The sequence below is a fragment of the Mesorhizobium sp. M0437 genome, assembly GCF_040321335.1.
Lineage (GTDB): Bacteria > Pseudomonadota > Alphaproteobacteria > Rhizobiales > Rhizobiaceae > Mesorhizobium.
Genome location: NZ_JAMYRK010000002.1, coordinates 219905 through 238968 on the forward strand (window position 1 = coordinate 219905; position 19064 = coordinate 238968).

Here is a 19064-nt window from a genome sequence, read left to right on the forward strand (position 1 = left end):
GCTACGCGGCCCCGTTGACGAAGGCCATGTCGGCAGCCGTCAGTTCGACATCGCGCAACACCCGCATCACCGGAAAGTCCTCCGTCTCCGTCGCCGTCACGGCCAGCTCGATGGTCACGTCGAAGCGCTGCCTGAACGCATCGACGATCTCGTCGACGATGATCTCCGGCGCCGAGGCGCCCGCCGACAGGCCGAGCGTCGAAATGCCGGCAATCTCATTCCACGGAATTTCGGAGGCGCGCTGCACGAGAAGCGACATCGAGGCGCCGGCGCGCTCGGCCACTTCGACCAGGCGCCGCGAGTTGGACGAGTTAGGTGCGCCGACAACCAGGAAGAGATCGGCGCCGGCCGCTGTTTCCTTGACCGCTTCCTGGCGATTGGTGGTGGCATAACAGATCGATTCCGCCGCCGGCGCGTGCAGCTCGGGAAAACGCTGCTGCAGGGCGCGGATGATACCGGCGGTATCCTCGACCGACAGCGTCGTCTGGGTGACGAAGCCGAGCGCTTGTGGGTCTGCGGGCACGAAGCTTGCGGCGTCGGCCTCGGTCTCGATCAGAGTTACCGCGCCGTCCGGCAACTGGCCCATTGTGCCGATCACCTCCGGATGCCCGGCATGGCCGATCAAGAGCACGTGGCGGCCAAGCCGCTGATGGCGCATCGCCTGCTTGTGGACTTTCGAGACCAGCGGGCAAGTCGCGTCGAGATAGAACAGGTTGCGGGACTGGGCGTCGGCCGGCACAGATTTCGGCACGCCATGCGCCGAAAAGACGACCGGGCTCTGGCGATGCTCGGGCGGGATCTCGGAGAGCTCCTCGATGAACACCGCGCCGAGGCTTTGCAGCCCTTCGACGACGTAGCGGTTGTGCACGATCTCGTGGCGGACATAGACCGGCGCGCCGTATTTCTTCAGCGCCAGCACGACGATCTGGATGGCACGGTCAACGCCCGCACAGAAACCGCGGGGCTGGCAGAGCCGGATGGTCAGCGGCGGCTTTGTGTGAAGCATGATTGCATCTTACGCTGATTGTAGGCCGGTTGATCGGACTATGACTTCTGAGCTCAAGGCGCGAAATGAGGTGCGCGGCCCTGCCCTGTCAAGGGTAATGGCGGCGATCATTGGTCTTTCGCCGGGCGGCGGAGCCAGGAGATCAGGACGCCGGCAAGGGCGGCGGCAAGGCCGTACCAGGTTATCGCATATTGCAGATGGCTGTTCGGCAGGTCGATGACGGTGACACCGCCAACCGGCAGCCCGCCGGGGTTGGGCGTGGCGTTCGCATCGATGAAGATCGGCACCAGCGCCGCACCTGTCGGCAGGCCGGCGCTCGAGGCCATCGCGTCACGATCTTTCCAGTAGAAGATATTCTTCTGCGGATCATTGTCGGGAAGCATCATCGAGGGCTTGGCCGGCAGCGGGTTACGGGCGAGCCCCGTCACCGTCACTTTGCCCGTTACCTGTTCCTGCGGCCGCTTGGCTGGATCCTTGAAATCGTAAGGCACGAAGCCACGGTTGATCAGCACGAAACGGCCATCGTCGAGCTGTAGCGGCGTGAAGACGTCGAAACCGGACTGGCCTTCCCAGGTGGCGAGGAAATGCCGCTCGTCTTGATGCAGGAAAGTGCCGGTCACTATCACCGGCGTGTAGTCCACGTCGCCGGCGGCAGCAAACCGCTTTTCGACCTCGGCCAATGGTACAGGCGCCGAATGCGTACGCTGGTCGATCGTCTGGAGAAGGCCCTCTTTCCAGTGCAGGCGCTGAACCTGCCAGGTGCCGAGCGCCAGCAGGATCAAAAACACGACGATACCCAGGCCGAGCGCCAATGCGCGCTTGGGCCGCGACCGGCCGGCCACCGAACCTGATGCCTCGCTCATTCGCCGCGGTCCAGCCGGCCCTCGGCCGCCTTGTTGCGGTATTGCAGCGTCAGCAGCACGCCCTTGATCAGCCGGAGCGCCGCCAGGCAAAGCACCAGCGTCAGCGGAATCCACAGCAGCAGATGCAGCCAAAGCGGTGGATTGAGCGTCACCTCCATCCACAACGCCAGGCCGACGACGATGAAGCCGATGATCAGGATAACGAACACCGCCGGCCCGTCACCAGCATCGGCGAAAGAATAATCGAGGCCGCAATTGCTGCAGCGATTGCCGACCGTGAGGAACCCGGAGAACAGCTTGCCCTCGCCACAGCGGGGGCAGCGGCCATGCAAGCCGGCCGAGATCGGATCGATTGGTGGCCAGATCGCCTTGTCGTCGCTCATGGGATCATCCTAGGAGCATTTGCCGCAAAAGATAAGGCGGCCACGTCGCCGCAGCCGCCTTGTCGATTTCCTCAGTTCGATCTCAGTGCGGTTCGATCATCGCGCCGTTCGATGCCCAGACGTAGATCGAGGCAAACAGGAACAGCCACACCACGTCCACGAAGTGCCAGTACCAGGCGGCGGCCTCGAAGCCGAAATGCTGCTTGGGCGTGAAATCGCCCTTTATGGCGCGGATCAGGCAGACCAACAGGAAGATCGTGCCGATGATGACGTGGAAACCATGGAAGCCGGTCGCCATGAAGAAGGTGGCGCCGTAGATCGAATCCCTGAAGCCGAACGGCGCGTGCATGTACTCGTAGGCCTGCACCATCGTGAACAGCATGCCGAGGCCGACGGTCAGCACCAAGCCATTGATCAGGCCCTTGCGGTCGCCGTGGATGAGCGAGTGGTGCGCCCAGGTCACCGTGGTACCCGACAGAAGCAGGATGACGGTGTTGTAGAGCGGCAGATGGAAAGGGTCGAGAACTTCGAGGCCCTTGGGTGGCCAGACGCCGCCGGTGAAGGCAGTACGGGCGTATTGATGGACCTCGCCCGGAAACAGGCTGGCGTCGAAGAAGGCCCAGAACCAGGCGACGAAGAACATCACCTCGGAGGCGATGAACATGATCATGCCGTAGCGCAGATGCAGCGACACGACACGGGTGTGGTGTCCCTCATGCGCCTCCTTGATCGTATCCGACCACCAGGCGAACATCGTGTAGATGACGATCAGCAGGCCGATGAAGAACAGCCATGGATTGGCGACATTGAAACCGAAGATCGGGAAATCGCCGCCCTTGAGGTATTGCATGTAACAGACGCCGCCGAACGCGGTCACCAGCGCCCCGACGGAGCCCAGGAACGGCCACGGGCTCGGGTCGACGAGGTGGTAGTCATGTTGTGGTTTTGCGTGTGCGTCTGCCATATCAACCCCCGAGGCTTGCTTCGGTATCTGAAATCTTGTTGCGGCGGCCGTCGGCCGGCACCGATGATGCGACCGGCTTGGTCTTGTCGACCGGGAACATCGTGTAGGACAGGGTAATCGTCGTCAGATCCTTCAATTCCGGCGCGTTGACGATGTCGGGATCGACATAGAAGACGACCGGCATGTCCAGTGTCTCGCCCGGCTTCAGCGTCGTGTCGGTGAAGCAGAAACACTCGACCTTGTTGAAGTAAGGTCCGGCCAGTTCCGGCTGCACGTTGAAGGTGGCGCGTCCAGTGATGGGACGGCTGAATTTGTTGGTCGCGCTGAAATGCGCCTCGGCGGTTTCGCCGATCTTGATGGTGATCGAGCGAGCGACCGGCTGGAATTGCCAGGGAACGCCGGCGGTGTTGGCGTCGAAGCGGATGGTGATGTCGCGATCGAGCACCCGATCGGCATATTGCTGGGTCGCCCGTTTGACGGTGCCGCCGTAGCCTGTCGCCTGGCAGAACATCGCGTAGAGCGGCACCGCGGCGTAGGCCATGCCGATCATGCCGCCGAAGAACGCGATGCAGACGCCGGCGACGACGCGGTTCGTATTCTTCTTCTTAGGATCGGTGACTGTTTGCCTGGTCATGTTAAGCTCACATCGAGCCGGGGAAACTGTGACCAAATTTCACGATGGTCGCGACGTAGAATATGACGACCAGCGCCGCCAGCGCGAAACCGATTGCGGCCGAGCGATTGCGGCGGGCCTTCTGCTGACGTTCGGTCAACGTGACCAGTTCAAGCTTCTTTTCGGCCATGCTCATGCTCCACCAATGGTCAGCGCGCGCGCGACGACACAATCGCCAAGGTAGGCGGCGAAGATGGCGAAGAGATAGAGCAGCGAATAGCCGAACAAGGCCTTGGCCGGCTTCATCGCCCGGTCGTCATCGGCCATTTGCAGCACCCTCCACGCATACCAGACGAAGCCGGCGCCGAGCAGCAATGCAACGATGCCATAGACCGGCGTGGTGAACCCGAGAACCCAGGGCAGCACGCCAACCGGCGCGAGGACCAGCGCATAGGCAAAGATCTGGCGTCTGGTCGAGGCCTGGCCGGCGACATTCGGCATCATCGGAATGCCTGCCTTGGCGTAGTCCTCCGACTTGAACAGCGCGAGCGCCCAGAAATGTGGCGGCGTCCACAGGAAGATGACCAGGAACAGCACCAAGCTTTCGAGGCTGACCGATCCGGTTACCGCCGCCCAGCCTATGACCGGCGGAATGGCACCGGCAGCCCCGCCGATGACGATGTTCTGCGGCGTCCAGCGCTTCAGCCACATCGTATAGATGACGGCATAGAAAAAGATGGTGAAGGCCAGAAGCGATGCTGCCAACCAGTTGACCAGCACGCCGAGCGTCATCACCGACAGAACCGACAGCACCAGCCCGAAACTCAATGCCTCGCCTGGCCGGATACGGCCGGCCGGCACGGGACGGCCGGCGGTGCGCGTCATCACCGCATCGATGTCTGCGTCATACCACATGTTGAGCGCACCGGAGGCGCCGGCGCCGATGGCAATAGCTAGGATCGCGATCACCGCCAGCAGCGGATTGATGGTCACCGGAGCGGCGACCATGCCGACAAACGCAGTGAACACCACCAGCGACATGACGCGCGGCTTCAGCAGGGCGAAGAAATCGCCCGCTGTCGCTTCCGACATGCGGAAGCCCGGCTCGTCAATCAGTCTGTCTTCGGCAAGGGCCATGCGTACTTAAAGTCCATCATTCCGTTGGCCAAAACCGCCGGTCGGCCGGCGGTTCCGTATTAAAGGAGGCAACCGCCTACTTGATCTTCGGCAACTGTTCCCACTGGTGGAACGGCGGCGGCGAAGGCAGCTGCCATTCCAGCGTGGTCGCACCCTCGCCCCAAGGATTGGCGCCGGCGACCCGCTTCTTCTGGAACGCCTCGAAGACGCCGAACAGGAAGATGACGACGCCGATAGCCGAGATGTACGAGCCGTAGGACGACACCATATTCCAGCCGGCGAAGGCATCCGGATAGTCGATATAGCGACGCGGCATACCGGAAAGACCGAGGAAGTGCTGCGGGAAAAAGACCAGGTTGACGCCGACGAAAGTGACCCAGAAGTGGGTGTTGGCGATCACGGGCGAATACATGTAGCCGGTCATTTTCGGGAACCAGTAGTACCAGCCGGCGAAGATCGCGAAGACCGCGCCCAGCGACAGCACGTAGTGGAAGTGCGCGACCACGAAATAGGTATCGTGCAGCGGGCGGTCGAGGCCGGCATTGGCCAACTGCACACCGGTGACGCCGCCAACAGTGAACAGGAAGATGAAGCCGATCGCCCACAGCATCGGGGTCTTGAGCGAAATCGACCCGCCCCACATAGTGGCGATCCACGAGAAGATCTTCACACCCGTCGGCACCGCGATGACCATGGTGGCGAAGACGAAATAGCGCTGGGTGTCGAGCGATAGGCCCGTCGTGTACATGTGGTGGGCCCAGACGATGAAGCCCACCGCGCCGATGGCAACCATCGCATAGGCCATGCCGAGATAGCCAAACACCGGCTTCCTCGAAAAGGTCGAGATGATATGGCTGATGATACCGAAACCCGGCAGGATCAGAATGTAGACCTCCGGATGGCCGAAGAACCAGAACAGGTGCTGGAACAGGATCGGATCACCGCCACCGTCCGGGGCGAAGAAGGTGGTGCCGAAATTGCGGTCGGTCAAGAGCATGGTGATGCCGCCGGCCAACACCGGAAGCGACAGCAGCAGCAGGAAGGCGGTAATCAGCACAGACCAGGCGAAAAGCGGCATCTTGTGCATGGTCATGCCGGGCGCGCGCATGTTGAAGATGGTGGTGATGAAGTTGATAGCGCCAAGAATCGAGGAGGCGCCGGCGATGTGGATTGACAGGATCGCCAGGTCCATGGCCGGTCCGGGCTGGCCCGATGTCGACAGCGGCGGATAAAGCGTCCAGCCGCCGCCGACGCCGTAGGCGCCGGGCGCACTCGGGACGAAGGCCGAGAAAATCAGCAGGATGAAAGCCGGCGGCAGCAGCCAGAACGAGACGTTGTTCATGCGCGGGAAGGCCATATCCGGCGCGCCGATCATGATCGGCACCATCCAGTTGGCAAAGCCGCCGATCAGCGCCGGCATCACCATGAAGAAGATCATGATCAGCGCATGCGCGGTGGTGAAAGCATTGTACATGCTCTTGCCCCCGTCGATGGCGGCGTCGCCATTCATGCCGTAGACCATCTGCGCCAGGCCAGTGAATATCTGGATGCCCGGCTCCTGCAATTCCATGCGCATGACGACCGACAAGGCGCCACCGATGCAGCCCGCCATGATCGCGAAGATCAGATAAAGCGTGCCGATGTCCTTGTGGTTGGTCGAATACACCCACCGGACCCAGCCATGATACGGCTTGTGGTCGTGGTCGTCGTGAGCTGCAGCGTGCGCCATGGTCGGCTCCGTTCCCTGAATCTTTTCTGGTCGCGGCATCAATTGCCGGCGGCCGCTACCTTGTTCGTGCCATCGACCTCGGCCATCAGCGCCTTGTTGGCGCCGGGAAGGTCGGTTTTGGCTGCCGCCAGCCAGGTCTTGTATTGTGCATCGGAGACGACGCGAATGGCGATCGGCATGAAGGCGTGGTCCTTGCCGCAGAGTTCCGAGCACTGGCCGTAATAGAGGCCTTCCTTGTCGGCCTTGAACCAGACCTCGTTGATGCGGCCCGGCACCGCGTCGGTCTTGATGCCGAAGGACGGCATGGCAAAGGCGTGAATGACGTCGGTCGCCGTCACCAGCACGCGGGTCATGGTGCTGACCGGCACCACCATCTCATTGTCGACGGCGAGCAGGCGCGGATACTCGGCGCGATCTTCCTTGCCGGCAGCAGCCCTGTCGGCATCCTGAAGGATCGCGGAATTAAAGGAAAGCGTGTTGTCGACCTGGTATTCGTAGTCCCAGTTCCACTGATTGCCGGTCGCCTTGACGGTCAGCTTGGCTTCTTCCGGCGGCGTGTATTGCGCGGTCAGCAGTTGGAACGAGGGAATGGCGAGACAGAGCAGGATAACCACGGGACCGACAGTCCAGATGACCTCGATCAGCGTGTTGTGGCTGGTGCGCGACGGCGTCGGGTTGACGCTCGCCCGGAACCGCAAAATGCAGTAGGCAATCAGGAAAAGCACCAAGGCGGTGATCACAATGATGAACGCGAACGAGTAGTTCCCGAACCACTCGATCTGCCGCATAATGTCGGTCGCCGGAGGCTGAAAACTGGTTTCCCAAGGTTGGGGCTGGGCTGCATGAGCGGATGCAGCGGCAAACAATGTGGCGGCGGCACTAGCTACGATTTTGGCGGTTGCCAGGAATTTTCTCATCGCCCTCGTCATCTCCCAGTTCCTCGCGATCGGACCGCAAGAATGTCGAACAATGGCCGGGACGGGAATCCCGGACAATTCAAGGCTGGTTCAAACCATACTCTATTTGCCTCCGCAAGAAAGGAGCGCCGGAACCCGTGCGGCATTTTTGCGCGCAAGTGCGGCGCTGGCTTCGTGCGGTGACGGCTCGCCGCGAATCACCAGAGCGGCATCCGGGTAGAATGAGCCGCGCGGCGTGCGGAGCTGTCGCAATTAGGGCGAAATTGGCACTGAAAAGCGCATTGTCGCCTGTGTCGGGGCAGATCGCCGGGGTCTCGTCCTTTACTTGGGTTTAGTGCGGCTTAAAGTGCCGTGATTCGCAATGGAGCCGTCATGAACCCTTGGCTTTCGAGAACCTTGGCGAAGGTCATCTTTGTTGCCGCCGCAATAGGCTTGTCCGGCGCCGGCCTGGCCAATGCCGCGCAGCCAAGCGGCACGGTGAAGTCAACGCATGGGGCGTGGTCGATTATCTGCGATACGCCCGCCGGTGCTACATCCGAACAATGCGTGATGATGCAGAACGTCGTCGCCGAGGACCGTCCGGAAATGGGTCTTTCCGTCGTCGTGCTGCGCACAGCCGACAACAAGGCCGAAATCCTGCGTGTGCTGGCGCCGCTCGGCGTGCTGTTGCCGAACGGCCTCGGCCTCAATGTCGACGGCAAGGATATCGGCCGCGCCTATTTCGTGCGCTGTTTCCAGGACGGCTGCTATGCCGAGGTCATCCTGGAAAAGCCGCTGCTCGACACGCTGAAGACCGGTACGTCCGCCACCTTCATCGTTTTCCAGACGCCGGAAGAGGGCATCGGCATTCCCGTCGACCTCAAGGGTTTCGCCGACGGCTTTGCCGCCCTGCCTTGAGACTGGGTCTTGTAACACGATCCAGTGATGTTGACCGGCCGAGGTCACGGCAAATCTCATTTCAGATTGTCTGTGCGGGCCTTCGCGCCTACATCGTGGGAAACAATCCTCCTGCGAATGGACCTGCCATGAACAGCCTGATCGGCCAATTTGACATTTCCGACGATCGCATCAAGCAAATCGTTGCCGAAACTATTAACGGCGCCGACGACGGCGAACTGTTTCTCGAATATAGCGAAAGCGAATCGCTGATGTTCGACAATGGCAAGCTGAAGACCGCGAATTTCAACACCGACCAGGGTTTCGGCCTGCGCGCCGTCGCCGGCGAAGCCAGCGGCTACGCCCATTCCAGCGATCTCTCCGAAGCCTCGCTGCTGCGCGCCGCCGATGCCGTTTCGACGGTGAAGAGCGGCTATTCCGGCACGCTTGCCGCAGCGCCTGCCCGCACCAACCGCCACCTCTACGGCGACGGAAACCCTATCCCCTCGCCTTCCTTCGAGGCCAAGGCCAAGCTGCTTCAGGAAATCGATGCATGGCTGCGGGCCGAGGATCCGCGCGTCAGGCAGGTGACGGCGTCGCTCGCCGCCTCCTGGCAGCATGTCGAGATCATGCGCGCCGACGGCCAGATGGTGCGCGACATCCGTCCGCTGGTCAGGATCAACGTGTCGGTGGTGGTCGGCGACGGCGACCGCCAGGAGAGCGGCTCCTACGGCATGGGAGGCCGCAAGGATTTTGGTGAATTCCTGATCGAGGACAGCTGGCGGCACGCGGCCAAGGAGGCATTGCGGCAAGCGCTGGTCAATCTCGAAGCGGTTCCAGCACCTGCCGGCACTTTCGACATCGTGCTGTCGAGCGGCTGGCCGGGCGTCATGTTGCACGAGGCCGTCGGCCACGGGCTGGAAGGCGATTTCAACCGCAAGAAGACGTCGGCCTTTGCCGGCCTGCTTGGCCAGCAGGTGGCAGCGAAAGGCGTCACCGTCGTTGATGACGGCACCCTGCCCGAGCGGCGTGGCTCGCTTACCGTCGACGATGAGGGCACGCCATCGGCCCATAACGTGCTGATCGACGATGGCAAGCTGGTCGGCTACATGCAGGACCGCCAGAACGCCCGGCTGATGGGCATGAAAGCCACCGGCAACGGGCGACGCCAAGGTTACGCGCACGAGCCTATGCCGCGCATGACCAACACCTACATGACAGCGGGCGACATGGAGCCGGACGAGATCATCGCCTCGGTCAAGAACGGCATCTATGCCGTGTCGTTCGGCGGCGGCCAGGTCGACATCACTTCGGGCAAGTTCGTGTTCGGCTGCACCGAAGCCTACATGATCGAGAACGGCAAGGTGACGCAACCGATCAAGGGCGCCATGCTGATCGGCAACGGGCCGGATGCCATGCATCGTGTGGCGATGATCGGCAACGACATGAAGCTCGACACCGGCATCGGCATGTGCGGCAAGGCCGGACAGGGCGTGCCGGTCGGCGTCGGCCAGCCGCATCTCAGGATGAACCAGATGACAGTCGGCGGCACCAGGGTTTGATGGAGTTGACGCCGAATTATCGCCGCTCCGGAACAACCAATCCCCGCCGCCCACTGCATTGAAGTAGGAGTAGCTTGCGCCTTGAATTTGCGGAGAGCTTCGACTATCTTACATTCGTCTTACACCTAAGGACGTGCGCAGATGGCTGCCGCAAAGAAGCTCGTAACTACGGTCTCGACCAAGGGACAGGTCATCCTGCCCAGCGCGATCCGGAAACGGAGGGAATGGCATGCCGGCACACGCCTTCTGGTCGAGGATACCCCGGAGGGCGTGCTACTGAAGCCTGCGCCAGTCTTCGCCGAGACACGGCCAGAGGACGTGTTTGGATCGCTGCGCTATAGTGGCAGGCCGAAGACGTTGGAGGAAATGGACGCGGGCGTGCTCGCCGAAGCGCGGCGGCGCCATGCTCGCAATTGATACCAACCTGATCGTCCGCTACCTGACGGGCGATCACCCGTCGCAGTCTTCCCGCGCCCGGGCGCTGATCGATAGCCAGCCGGTCTTTGTCGCCGTCACGGTGATGCTGGAAGTCGAATGGGTGTTGCGCAGCGCCTACGGTTTTGCGCCGCTTGAAATCGCCCGTACGCTACGGGTGTTTAGCGGGCTTCCCACGGTAGAGGTGGAAGACGGGGCGGTCGTGTCGTCCGCGCTCGACCTCTCGGAACAGGGGTTGGATTTCGCTGATGCGCTGCATCTGGGCAAGTCCGCTCACTGCGCTGGCTTCGCGACTTTTGACCGCAAGTTCGTCAGGGCCGCGAAGGCGGCCGGATACGAACGCGTGCAAGAAGCATAGCAGCTCACAGCGGCCCAGCGCGGCACAAAAGCGCGCCACAGGGTCAGCCTGGTTTCAGGCATAGATGCCGGAGCGGACTGCCTCCAGATAGGCAAGCACCTTGTCCGTCTTGCCTTCGCGAACCAGATCGTAGGCGGTCTTTCCGGCCCAACCGGGGATCGGCTGATGCTTGAACCAGATCGCCGCACGATGTTCATCACCGGCCATCTCGCCGGCCATCGCCAGGATACGGACGATGGGACTCAATGCGGCGTCGACCTTGCGCGCACCGGACTCGGCGGCAAGCGTGTTGCGCGCGAGACCGGTCAGCCCCGCCAGTTCTGTCGTATTGACCCCCTAGCAGTTCAGCGACCCGCCTTGGCGAGAGAAACGGCGCCCGCTCCTCGCCGAAGCACGATGGCGAAATTTCGAAGGCTGCGGTGCTCGTGGCAATTCCCTAGCACGGTCTGAACGACGTGCGCTAAAAATGTGCTTTTTTGGTGCGCGTTTCAGGCCCTGGCTGCTAGCGTCTTCGTCTCGGCTTCTCCAACAGCGCCACGGCCTCGACATGCGGCGACCACAGGAACTGGTCGATCGGCGTCACGCTCTTCAGGGTATAGCCGCCGTCCATGAGGATGCGTAGGTCCCGCGCCAGCGTTACCGGATTGCAAGACACCGCGGCGACGAGCGGCACGTCGGAGCGCGCGATCTGCTTCGACTGGTCCTCGGCGCCGGCGCGAGGCGGGTCGAAGACAACGCCGTCAAAGGCATTCAACTCCTTGAATGTGAGCGGCCTCCGGAACAGGTCGCGACGTTCGCCGGTCACCCGCTTCAGGCCGCTGGCGAAACGGAATGCCCGGTCGAGCGCCGCGAGTGCTGCCGCATCGCCTTCCACCGCGTGAACCTCCGATCTTGCGGCCAGGCGCAGCGCGAAGCTGCCGCAGCCGGCGAAGAGATCGGCGAGCTTTTTGGCGCGCGCGAAATGCTGGCCGACAATGTTGGCCATCGCCTGTTCGGCAGCTTCGGTCGCCTGCAGGAAAGCGCCCGGAGGCACTGCGACGGCGACGCCGCCAAACAGGACGACCGGTTTGTTTGGTTCGATAATGACCTCGCCGTCGACCGACAGCCTGGCTAGCCCCTCGGCGATGACGAAGTTGGAGGCGACGCGGCGCTGGTTCTCGCCGAGTTTGCCGGAATCGTGAACCGCGACATCGAGGCCGGAACCGGTCACCGTCACCGCCATGTGGAACGATTTGGTCGTGGTGCAGATCAGTCCGGCAAGCATCCTCAAACGGTCGAGCGCAGCGACGATCTGCGGCGCCGAGATCGGGCATTCCTCGATCGAGATGATCTCGGATGACAGCGCGCGAACGAAGCCGAACTGCATTCGCGCCTCGCTCCGCCGGGCGGTGAAGACGACGCGGCGGCGCGTGTGCGGCGCGCACGGCACCAGCGCCCCGACATCGCAAGCGATGCCCTTGCTCTTCAGCGCATGCACGACCTTTTCGCGCTTCCACCGGTGATAGGCTTCAGTCTCGAGATGCTGGACGGCGCAGCCGCCGCACGCGCCGAAATGCCGGCACGGCGGATCGACCCGCAACGGCGAAGCCTCAAGGACCGACATCAAGGTGGCGCGATCTTTCTCCCGCGCGGCGGTGACGACCTCTCCCGGCAGCGCGAACGGAATGAAAACCTCGCCGGTTTCCGTCTCGGCGATGCCGTCGCCCTGCGAGCCCAACCTTGCGATCGTGAAACGGGTGCTCATCGCTTCTGGGTCTCGACGTCCTTGATGCCGCCGAGCAGGAACTCGCGGTTGCCGTCGCCGCCCTCTATCGGTGACAGATGAAGCCCCAGCGAGCGCCAGCCGGGAATGGCATCGAGCCAGTCCTGCATCAGGCCGGCAATGCGCGCCGCATCATAGGGGTCCTTCAGCAGGCCGCCCTTGCCGATCGCCTCGCGGCCGGCCTCGAATTGCGGCTTGACCAGAAACACAGCTTTTGCGCCATTCCTGGCCAAGGCAAGCGCCGGCGGCAGCGCCAGTTTCAGCGATATGAAGCTGACATCCGAGACGATGAAATCCGGCACACGGCCGCCGAGATGGGCGGCCGATAGTTCGCGCGCATTCAGGCCTTCAATTACCGTCACGCGCGGATCGCCGGCGATGTTGGAGTGCATCTGGCCGTGCCCGACATCGATCGCCGTGACATGCGCCGCGCCGCGTTCGAGCAGCACCTGCGTGAAGCCGCCGGTCGAGGCGCCGACATCGAGCGCTTCGCTGCCGGTGGGGTCGAGGGCGAAATGGTCAAGACCAGCCTTCAGCTTCAGTGCAGCGCGCGACACGTAACCTTGCGCCGGATCGTCAACGACGATGTTGCACTCAGGCAGAACGGCCTGGCCCGGCTTGAGGGCGACGATGCCATCGACCGTCACGGTGCCGCGCTCGACCGCGTCGCGGGCACGCGAGCGGCTGGCAAACAGGCCGCGCTGGACGAGCAATTCGTCGAGCCGCTGGCGTATGCTGGCTGGCGGAAGGGAAGTCATCGGCCTTCATGGCGAAAGCCAACGATGATGGCAAGGAATTTGGCGATCAGACAAGGCATGGTTGGAAAGGCGGTGAGCGCATCAAGCCGCTGCGCTGTTTGTCGAGCCTCGCACGAGACCCGACGCAATGCTAAGAAAGAGATGCCGTTTAGCCGTCGAAACGTGGAGGAGGAACATGCTGACGGGAACCTGCCACTGCGGCGCAGCCCACTGGACCCTGGAGGGCGATCCCGGTTCGATCACTGCCTGCAATTGCACACTTTGCCGTCGCTACGGCACGCTCTGGGCTTACGACTATGTCGACGAACGCATCCGCCTTGCCGGGCCCGTAAGCGCCTATCGGCGCGTCGGAAAGGCTCATCCTTCGCTTGAGATTCTCTTCTGCCCAACCTGCGCTTGCGTCCTGGCCTGGCGCGGTTTGCATCCCGATGCGGCTGGGCGCTACCGCATCGCCGTCAATGTGAGGCTTGCGCCGCCCGTGGCCGTCGCCGATCTCCCGATCGACCATTTCGAGGGTCTCGATACATTCGAGGATTTGCCGAGAGATGGTCGCTATGTGCGGGACATGTGGTTCTAGTTTCTAGAGTCTCTTCGGGATCATGCTTTAGAAGATGGTCCGCGAAACCCGCCGTTCGACGGCCGGCGTCAGACCGTCGCTGCTGTCGCCGGACACCTGTGTGCGCGGCCGGTCAGCGGAACTGGACGCCTTCGGCAAGGTATCGGGCACGACGACGAATTGCGGCGCCTGCTTGTAGGAGAAGCCGCCACGGATCTCGCCGATCTTGCCGGCGACGACGCCCATCACCGCCTCTTCGAGTTTGCGGTCGTAGCGCGTTTCGGCTATAGCCGACAAGACGACGATGGCCGCAAGCGCGATGCCGCCCAAAAGCGATCTCATTGGTCTGCTTTCCCCTGCCTGTTGCCTTCTAGCAGGGCAGCGTTGAAGAACGGCCAAAGGACACGGTAAGCAAATCGCCAAACGGCAGCGTAAACAGCATGTTACGACTGTTCGCCGGCAATTTGATTCAAGCGTTTGAGATATTGATTCAGACTAGCATCTTGCAGCCAAGTTGAATCGCGTCGGCGTCGTGGGAATGCGTCTAAAAGCTAGGCGCGCTGGGCCTGCGCGGTATGCCCCAGCGCCACAAACACGGTGCGCACGATGCCGGCGCTGTCCAGCCCGGCATCGGCATACATCTTTTCCGGCTTGGCATGGTCGACAAATGTATCGGGCAGCACCAGCGGGCGCACCTTCAGGCCGCTCTCCAGCAGCCCTTCATGGGCCAGGAACTGCAGCACATGGCTGGCGAAGCCGCCGACCGCGCCCTCTTCCACCGTCACCAGTATCTCGTGTGAACGGGCCAGCCGCCGGATCAGGTCCTCGTCGAGCGGCTTGGCGAAACGGGCATCGGCGACCGTGGTCGAAAGCCCGGCCGCGCCAAGCTCCTCGGCCGCGGCCAGGCAATCCTGCAGCCTGGTGCCGAAGGAAAGCAGCGCAACCTTGGTGCCTTCCCTGACGATCCGACCCTTGCCGATCTCCAATACCGAGCCGCGTTGCGGCATCTCGACACCAACGCCGTTACCGCGCGGGTATCGGAAGGCGATCGGGCCGTCATCGTAGCTTGCAGCGGTGCGTACCATGTGGCGCAGCTCGGCCTCATCGGCCGCGGCCATGACGACGAAACCGGGCAGCGTCGCCAGGAAGGTCGTGTCGAAGGCGCCGCAATGGGTGGCACCATCGGCGCCGACGAAGCCGGCGCGATCGATCGGAAAGCGCACCGGCAATTTCTGGATCGCCACGTCGTGGACGACCTGGTCGTAGGCGCGCTGCAGGAAGGTCGAGTAGATCGCCGCGAAAGGCTTGAAGCCTTCCGTGGCAAGGCCGGCGGCGAAGGTCACCGCATGTTGCTCGGCGATGCCGACATCGAAGGTCCTCGCCGGAAACGCTTCGCCGAACAGATCAAGCCCAGTGCCGTTCGGCATGGCGGCGGTGATAGCGACGATGCGGTCGTCCTCTCGGGCCTCCTGGATCAGGCTTTCGGCAAACACCTTGGTGTAGCTCGGCGCATTGGCGGGCGCCTTGGCCTGGGCGCCGGTGATGACGTCGAATTTGTTGACGCCATGATATTTGTCGGCCGCCGCCTCGGCCGGGGCGTAGCCCTTGCCCTTCTGGGTCACGACATGGATCAGCACCGGGCCGTCGGCATTGTCGCGGACGTTCTTCAGCACCGGGATCAGGTGCTCGAGGTTGTGACCGTCGATCGGGCCGATGTGGTAGAACCCCATCTCCTCGAACAACGTGCCGCCGGTGACGTAACCGCGCGCATGCTCGACCGCTCGCTTGATGGCGCGATCGGCGCGCTCGCCGAGATAGGACGTCAGCTTCTTGCCGAAATCGCGCAAGCCCAGATAGGTCTTGCCCGACGCCAGACGGGCCAGATAGGCGCTCATTGCACCGGTCGGCGGAGCGATCGACATATCGTTGTCGTTCAAGATGACGATCAGCCGGGCATCGAGTGCGCCGGCATTGTTCATCGCCTCATAGGCCATGCCGGCCGACATGGCGCCGTCGCCGATGACGGCAATGACATTGTTGCGGCCATCGGACAGATCGCGCGCCATCGCCATGCCGAGGCCGGCTGAAATCGAGGTCGAGGAGTGGGCTGCGCCGAACGGATCGTATTCGCTCTCGACGCGACGCGTGAAGCCGGACAGGCCGCCCTCCTGCCGCAGCGTGCGGATGCGATCGCGGCGGCCGGTCAGGATCTTGTGTGGATAAGCCTGGTGGCCGACGTCCCAAATCAGCCGGTCGTCCGGCGTGTTGAAGACGTAGTGCAGCGCGACGGTCAACTCGACCACGCCAAGGCCGGCGCCGAGATGGCCGCCGGTGTGGGAAACGACGTCGATCAGTTCGGCGCGAAGCTCGGAAGCCAGCTGCGGCAGGTCGCCTTCGGCAAGCGTGCGCAAATCGGCTGGGACGCGGACCTTGTCGAGAAGCGGCGTATCGGGCTTTGCGTTCACTGTTTGCGAGCCTGGTCAGATTTTCTGTTCATCGTGAAATATGCCGCTGGCCGGCGAATGTAAATGTGGCGGTAACGCGCATCAGCTTTCGGGCAGCGGGATGAACTCTTGCTCGTCTCCAGGAACGATATCGAAGCGGCCCGTCTTCCATTCTTCTTTCGCCTGCTCGATGCGTTCCTTTGAGGACGATACGAAATTCCACCAGATATAACGTTTCGAACCGAGCGAAGCGCCGCCAAACAGCATGAAATGGGCGCCGCGTTCCGATGAGACAACGATCTCATCGCCGGGCCGGAAAACCAGCAGCCGCTCGGCCGGGAAGCGGTCACCGGATATCGAAACCTCGCCTTCCAGCGTATAGATGGCGCGCTCCTCGGCATCGGCCGGGATTTTCACGCTGGCACCCGGCGCCAGCCTGAGATCGGCATAAAGCGTGTCCGAAGCGGTGGCGACCGGGGAGCGCAGTCCGGAAAACGCACCGATGATCACACGGCCGCTGACCCCCTCGGCCTCGACTTCGGGCAGGCGCAGGGCTGCGGTGTTCTCGAAGACCGGCGCGACCTCCTCCTTGCCGTCCGGCAGCGCCAGCCATGTCTGCAGGCCGGAAACCGACATCGGCGCGCCGCGCAATTCTTCCGGTGTCCGCTCCGAATGGACGATGCCACGGCCGGCGGTCATCAAATTCACATCGCCGGGCTGGATTACCATCTCGGTGCCGAGCGAATCGCGGTGCCTGATCTTGCCGTCGAACAGGTAAGTCACCGTAGACAGGCCGATATGTGGGTGCGGACGCACGTCGAGCGCCTGGCCCGCTCGCAGAACGGCTGGACCCATGCGGTCGAAGAAGATGAAGGGTCCGACCAGCCGGCGCCTGGCCGTCGGCAAGGCGCGGCGAACCTGAAATCCGCCGATGTCCTTGGCATTCGGAATGACCATCAGCTCGATCTGATCGCTGGCGAAGGCATCGCCCATCTGCGGATCGTTTCCGGGAAAGAAGCTCACGCGGTCCCCTCAGGCGAAGCGAAGTGCAGATTTGGCTTTCGCCTTGGCCGCCACCTCTTCGCGATTGCGCGGATGCTGTGTCGTCTCGAGGCTGTCGAGCAATTCGCGCGCCGAGGCGGCAATGGCCTCGACGGCATGGTCGAACGCATGCTGGTTCTGTTTCGACGGCCGCGTCGTTCCGCTCAGCTTGCGGACAAACTGAAGCGCGGCATCGCGGACCTCGTCATTGGTTGCCGGCGGATCGAAATTGAACAGGGTTTTGATGTTTCTGCACATCGTTCGCAATCTCCTCTCGTCCTGGAGCCGTTTCAAACGGGATGAGTTTTATCCTCAATCGTGATGATGTCCAAAGCCGGTAAGCAAAATTGTCGTTCGAGGCCGCGCCTCAATCCGCGTCCAACGGCTCTGTCCCCACCGGCTTGCCGTCACGCGACAGCCTGATTTTCTCGACCTTGTCCTCGGCCGCCTTCAGCAGCCGGTCGCAATGCGCCTTCAGCGCCTCGCCGCGCTCGTAGATGCGGATCGACTGGTCGAGCGGAACGTCGCCGCGCTCCAGATCGTCGACGATCCTCTCCAGCGCCTCGAGCGCCTGCTCGAAGCTCATCGCCTTGACATCCTCGTTGGTCTCACCAGCCATCGTCTATCCCTTCATCAGCCGCCCGACATGGGCGGCGACTGAAAATGCCAATCCCTGCAGATCGTAGCCGCCCTCGAGCACGCTGACGAGCCGGTTGCGGCTACGGCGCCCGGCTCGTTCGAGCAACTGGCCGGTCGCCCAGTCGAAATCATCCTCGGTCAGGTTGATCTCGGCCAGCGGATCGCGGTGGTGGGCATCGAAACCGGCGGAGATGATGATGAGGTCGGGCGCAAAATTGTCGAGCGCCGGCAGGATGCGTGACAGAAAGGCGTCGCGGAAACTATCGCTGCCGCTCTGCGGCGCCAGCGGCGCGTTGACAATGTTGCCGGCGCCGGTTTCGCTCACGGCCCCGGTTCCCGGGTAAAGCGGCATCTGGTGTGTCGAGCAATAGAGCACCGATGGATCGTCCCAGAAAATGTCCTGCGTGCCGTTGCCGTGATGCACATCCCAGTCGACGACGGCGACGCGGTCGGCGCCATGGTTCTTCTGCGCGTAGCGTGCCGCGATCGCGGCGGTGTTGAACAGGCAAAAGCCCATTGAGGTGGTCTTTTCGGCATGATGGCCGGGCGGCCGTGCGGCGACGAAGACGTTTTCGGCACGGCCGGTGAAGACGTCGTCGACCGCGGCGTTGGCTGCGCCGATCGCGGTCACGGCCGCCTGCCAACTCTTCGGGCTGGCGGTGGTGTCGGCGTCGATACGGGCGATGCCGGTGTCCGGAATCGCTGCGCGGACACGTTCGACGAATTCGGGCGGATGCGCGTAGAGGATCGTTGCCTCGTCGCCTTCGGGCGCCTGGACGCGATCGAGCGCCGCGAAGGCCTCGTCGTCAAGCACACGCTCTATGGCGCGCAGACGGTCCGGTCGCTCCGGATGACCGGGCGGGGTTATGTGCTCGAGAAAAATCGGGTGGGTGTAAAGTCTCGTGACCATGCCCCGATATAGGCGCGCCTCGCCGCTTTGGCCATGTTTTCGCGCGCTGGTGACGCGATGTTCAACAGGGTTTAGGCAACCGGCGTCGGCTGAGCCCACCGCGAGCCGCCT

At 62.8% G+C, this 19064-nt stretch carries 22 protein-coding genes and 1 pseudogene; 5 read left to right on the forward strand and 18 right to left on the reverse strand.

Going from position 1 to position 19064, the window contains the following annotated elements:
- Position 1: 1 nt before the first annotated feature.
- The 9 genes from ispH to coxB all read right to left on the reverse strand — a co-directional run bounded on the left by ispH (position 2) and on the right by coxB (position 7612).
- Positions 2 to 1006: a 4-hydroxy-3-methylbut-2-enyl diphosphate reductase gene (ispH, locus tag NKI72_RS02360; RefSeq protein ID WP_254818458.1), complete on the reverse strand. Its 1005-nt coding sequence runs from the start codon at positions 1004 to 1006 to the stop codon at positions 2 to 4.
- Positions 1007 to 1113: 107 nt separating this feature from the next.
- Positions 1114 to 1869: an SURF1 family protein gene (locus NKI72_RS02365; RefSeq protein WP_352612413.1), complete on the reverse strand. Its 756-nt coding sequence runs from the start codon at positions 1867 to 1869 to the stop codon at positions 1114 to 1116.
- Entirely contained in the window at positions 1866 to 2252 is a 387-nt protein-coding gene (locus NKI72_RS02370) for a DUF983 domain-containing protein (RefSeq protein ID WP_352449882.1), read from the reverse strand. The genes NKI72_RS02365 and NKI72_RS02370 overlap by 4 nt, the downstream gene beginning before the upstream one ends.
- A gap of 82 nt (positions 2253 to 2334) precedes the next feature.
- A complete protein-coding gene (locus tag NKI72_RS02375) occupies positions 2335 to 3216 on the reverse strand; it encodes a cytochrome c oxidase subunit 3 (RefSeq protein ID WP_352449883.1) in 882 nt (293 codons plus the stop codon).
- Between the two features lies 1 nt (position 3217).
- The gene (locus tag NKI72_RS02380; RefSeq protein ID WP_352593359.1) at positions 3218 to 3850 is read right to left on the reverse strand and encodes a cytochrome c oxidase assembly protein; all 633 of its coding nucleotides are present in this window, start codon (positions 3848 to 3850) and stop codon (positions 3218 to 3220) included.
- A 7-nt stretch (positions 3851 to 3857) separates the two neighbouring features.
- Complete coding sequence (locus tag NKI72_RS02385) at positions 3858 to 4025, reverse strand: cytochrome c oxidase system small membrane protein (protein ID WP_023674135.1); 168 nt, start codon at positions 4023 to 4025, stop codon at positions 3858 to 3860.
- Positions 4022 to 4966, reverse strand: a complete 945-nt coding sequence (locus NKI72_RS02390) for a heme o synthase (RefSeq protein WP_352470654.1) — start codon at positions 4964 to 4966, stop codon at positions 4022 to 4024. Before NKI72_RS02390 ends, NKI72_RS02385 begins: the two co-directional genes overlap by 4 nt.
- A gap of 76 nt (positions 4967 to 5042) precedes the next feature.
- Entirely contained in the window at positions 5043 to 6695 is a 1653-nt protein-coding gene (gene ctaD / locus NKI72_RS02395) for a cytochrome c oxidase subunit I (protein ID WP_352470655.1), read from the reverse strand.
- A gap of 38 nt (positions 6696 to 6733) precedes the next feature.
- The gene (gene coxB / locus NKI72_RS02400) at positions 6734 to 7612 is read right to left on the reverse strand and encodes a cytochrome c oxidase subunit II (protein WP_352456886.1); all 879 of its coding nucleotides are present in this window, start codon (positions 7610 to 7612) and stop codon (positions 6734 to 6736) included.
- 372 nt (positions 7613 to 7984) lie between these two features.
- On the opposite strand from coxB, the gene NKI72_RS02405 reads away from it, so the two are divergent.
- The 4 genes from NKI72_RS02405 (at position 7985) to NKI72_RS02420 (ending at position 10843) form a co-directional block, all read left to right on the forward strand.
- Entirely contained in the window at positions 7985 to 8509 is a 525-nt protein-coding gene (locus NKI72_RS02405) for an invasion associated locus B family protein (RefSeq protein WP_352449887.1), read from the forward strand.
- Between the two features lie 128 nt (positions 8510 to 8637).
- Positions 8638 to 10050 carry a metalloprotease TldD gene (gene tldD, locus NKI72_RS02410; RefSeq protein WP_352501957.1) on the forward strand — a complete coding sequence of 471 codons (1413 nt, stop codon included), beginning with the start codon at positions 8638 to 8640 and terminating at the stop codon, positions 10048 to 10050.
- 141 nt (positions 10051 to 10191) lie between these two features.
- Entirely contained in the window at positions 10192 to 10467 is a 276-nt protein-coding gene (locus NKI72_RS02415; protein WP_352449889.1) for an AbrB/MazE/SpoVT family DNA-binding domain-containing protein, read from the forward strand.
- The gene (locus tag NKI72_RS02420) at positions 10454 to 10843 is read left to right on the forward strand and encodes a type II toxin-antitoxin system VapC family toxin (protein WP_023674128.1); all 390 of its coding nucleotides are present in this window, start codon (positions 10454 to 10456) and stop codon (positions 10841 to 10843) included. Before NKI72_RS02415 ends, NKI72_RS02420 begins: the two co-directional genes overlap by 14 nt.
- Positions 10844 to 10897: 54 nt before the next feature.
- Here the strand turns inward: NKI72_RS02420 and NKI72_RS02425 are convergent.
- From NKI72_RS02425 to NKI72_RS02435, 3 genes and pseudogenes are all read right to left on the reverse strand, one after another.
- Positions 10898 to 11249: pseudogene (locus NKI72_RS02425) on the reverse strand (antitoxin Xre/MbcA/ParS toxin-binding domain-containing protein).
- Between the two features lie 96 nt (positions 11250 to 11345).
- Positions 11346 to 12587, reverse strand: a complete 1242-nt coding sequence (locus NKI72_RS02430) for a class I SAM-dependent RNA methyltransferase (RefSeq protein ID WP_352849869.1) — start codon at positions 12585 to 12587, stop codon at positions 11346 to 11348.
- Positions 12584 to 13363: a TlyA family RNA methyltransferase gene (locus tag NKI72_RS02435; protein WP_352849870.1), complete on the reverse strand. Its 780-nt coding sequence runs from the start codon at positions 13361 to 13363 to the stop codon at positions 12584 to 12586. Before NKI72_RS02435 ends, NKI72_RS02430 begins: the two co-directional genes overlap by 4 nt.
- A 175-nt stretch (positions 13364 to 13538) precedes the next feature.
- On the opposite strand from NKI72_RS02435, the gene NKI72_RS02440 reads away from it, so the two are divergent.
- Entirely contained in the window at positions 13539 to 13940 is a 402-nt protein-coding gene (locus NKI72_RS02440) for a GFA family protein (protein ID WP_352849871.1), read from the forward strand.
- A gap of 27 nt (positions 13941 to 13967) precedes the next feature.
- Here the strand turns inward: NKI72_RS02440 and NKI72_RS02445 are convergent, their stop codons facing one another.
- From NKI72_RS02445 to NKI72_RS02470, 6 genes are all read right to left on the reverse strand, one after another.
- Complete coding sequence (locus NKI72_RS02445; RefSeq protein WP_352849872.1) at positions 13968 to 14261, reverse strand: hypothetical protein; 294 nt, start codon at positions 14259 to 14261, stop codon at positions 13968 to 13970.
- A gap of 209 nt (positions 14262 to 14470) precedes the next feature.
- The gene (dxs, locus tag NKI72_RS02450) at positions 14471 to 16384 is read right to left on the reverse strand and encodes a 1-deoxy-D-xylulose-5-phosphate synthase (protein WP_023674120.1); all 1914 of its coding nucleotides are present in this window, start codon (positions 16382 to 16384) and stop codon (positions 14471 to 14473) included.
- Between the two features lie 81 nt (positions 16385 to 16465).
- Entirely contained in the window at positions 16466 to 17386 is a 921-nt protein-coding gene (locus tag NKI72_RS02455) for a pirin family protein (RefSeq protein ID WP_352540104.1), read from the reverse strand.
- 9 nt (positions 17387 to 17395) lie between these two features.
- Entirely contained in the window at positions 17396 to 17662 is a 267-nt protein-coding gene (locus tag NKI72_RS02460; RefSeq protein WP_023716908.1) for a DUF2277 domain-containing protein, read from the reverse strand.
- Between the two features lie 109 nt (positions 17663 to 17771).
- Positions 17772 to 18023 (reverse strand): exodeoxyribonuclease VII small subunit, encoded by a 252-nt coding sequence (locus NKI72_RS02465; RefSeq protein ID WP_031211056.1) that lies wholly within the window; start codon positions 18021 to 18023, stop codon positions 17772 to 17774.
- A gap of 3 nt (positions 18024 to 18026) precedes the next feature.
- On the reverse strand, positions 18027 to 18953 hold the full coding sequence (locus NKI72_RS02470; RefSeq protein ID WP_023674116.1) for a histone deacetylase family protein: 927 nt from the start codon (positions 18951 to 18953) through the stop codon (positions 18027 to 18029).
- Positions 18954 to 19064 lie beyond the last annotated feature (111 nt).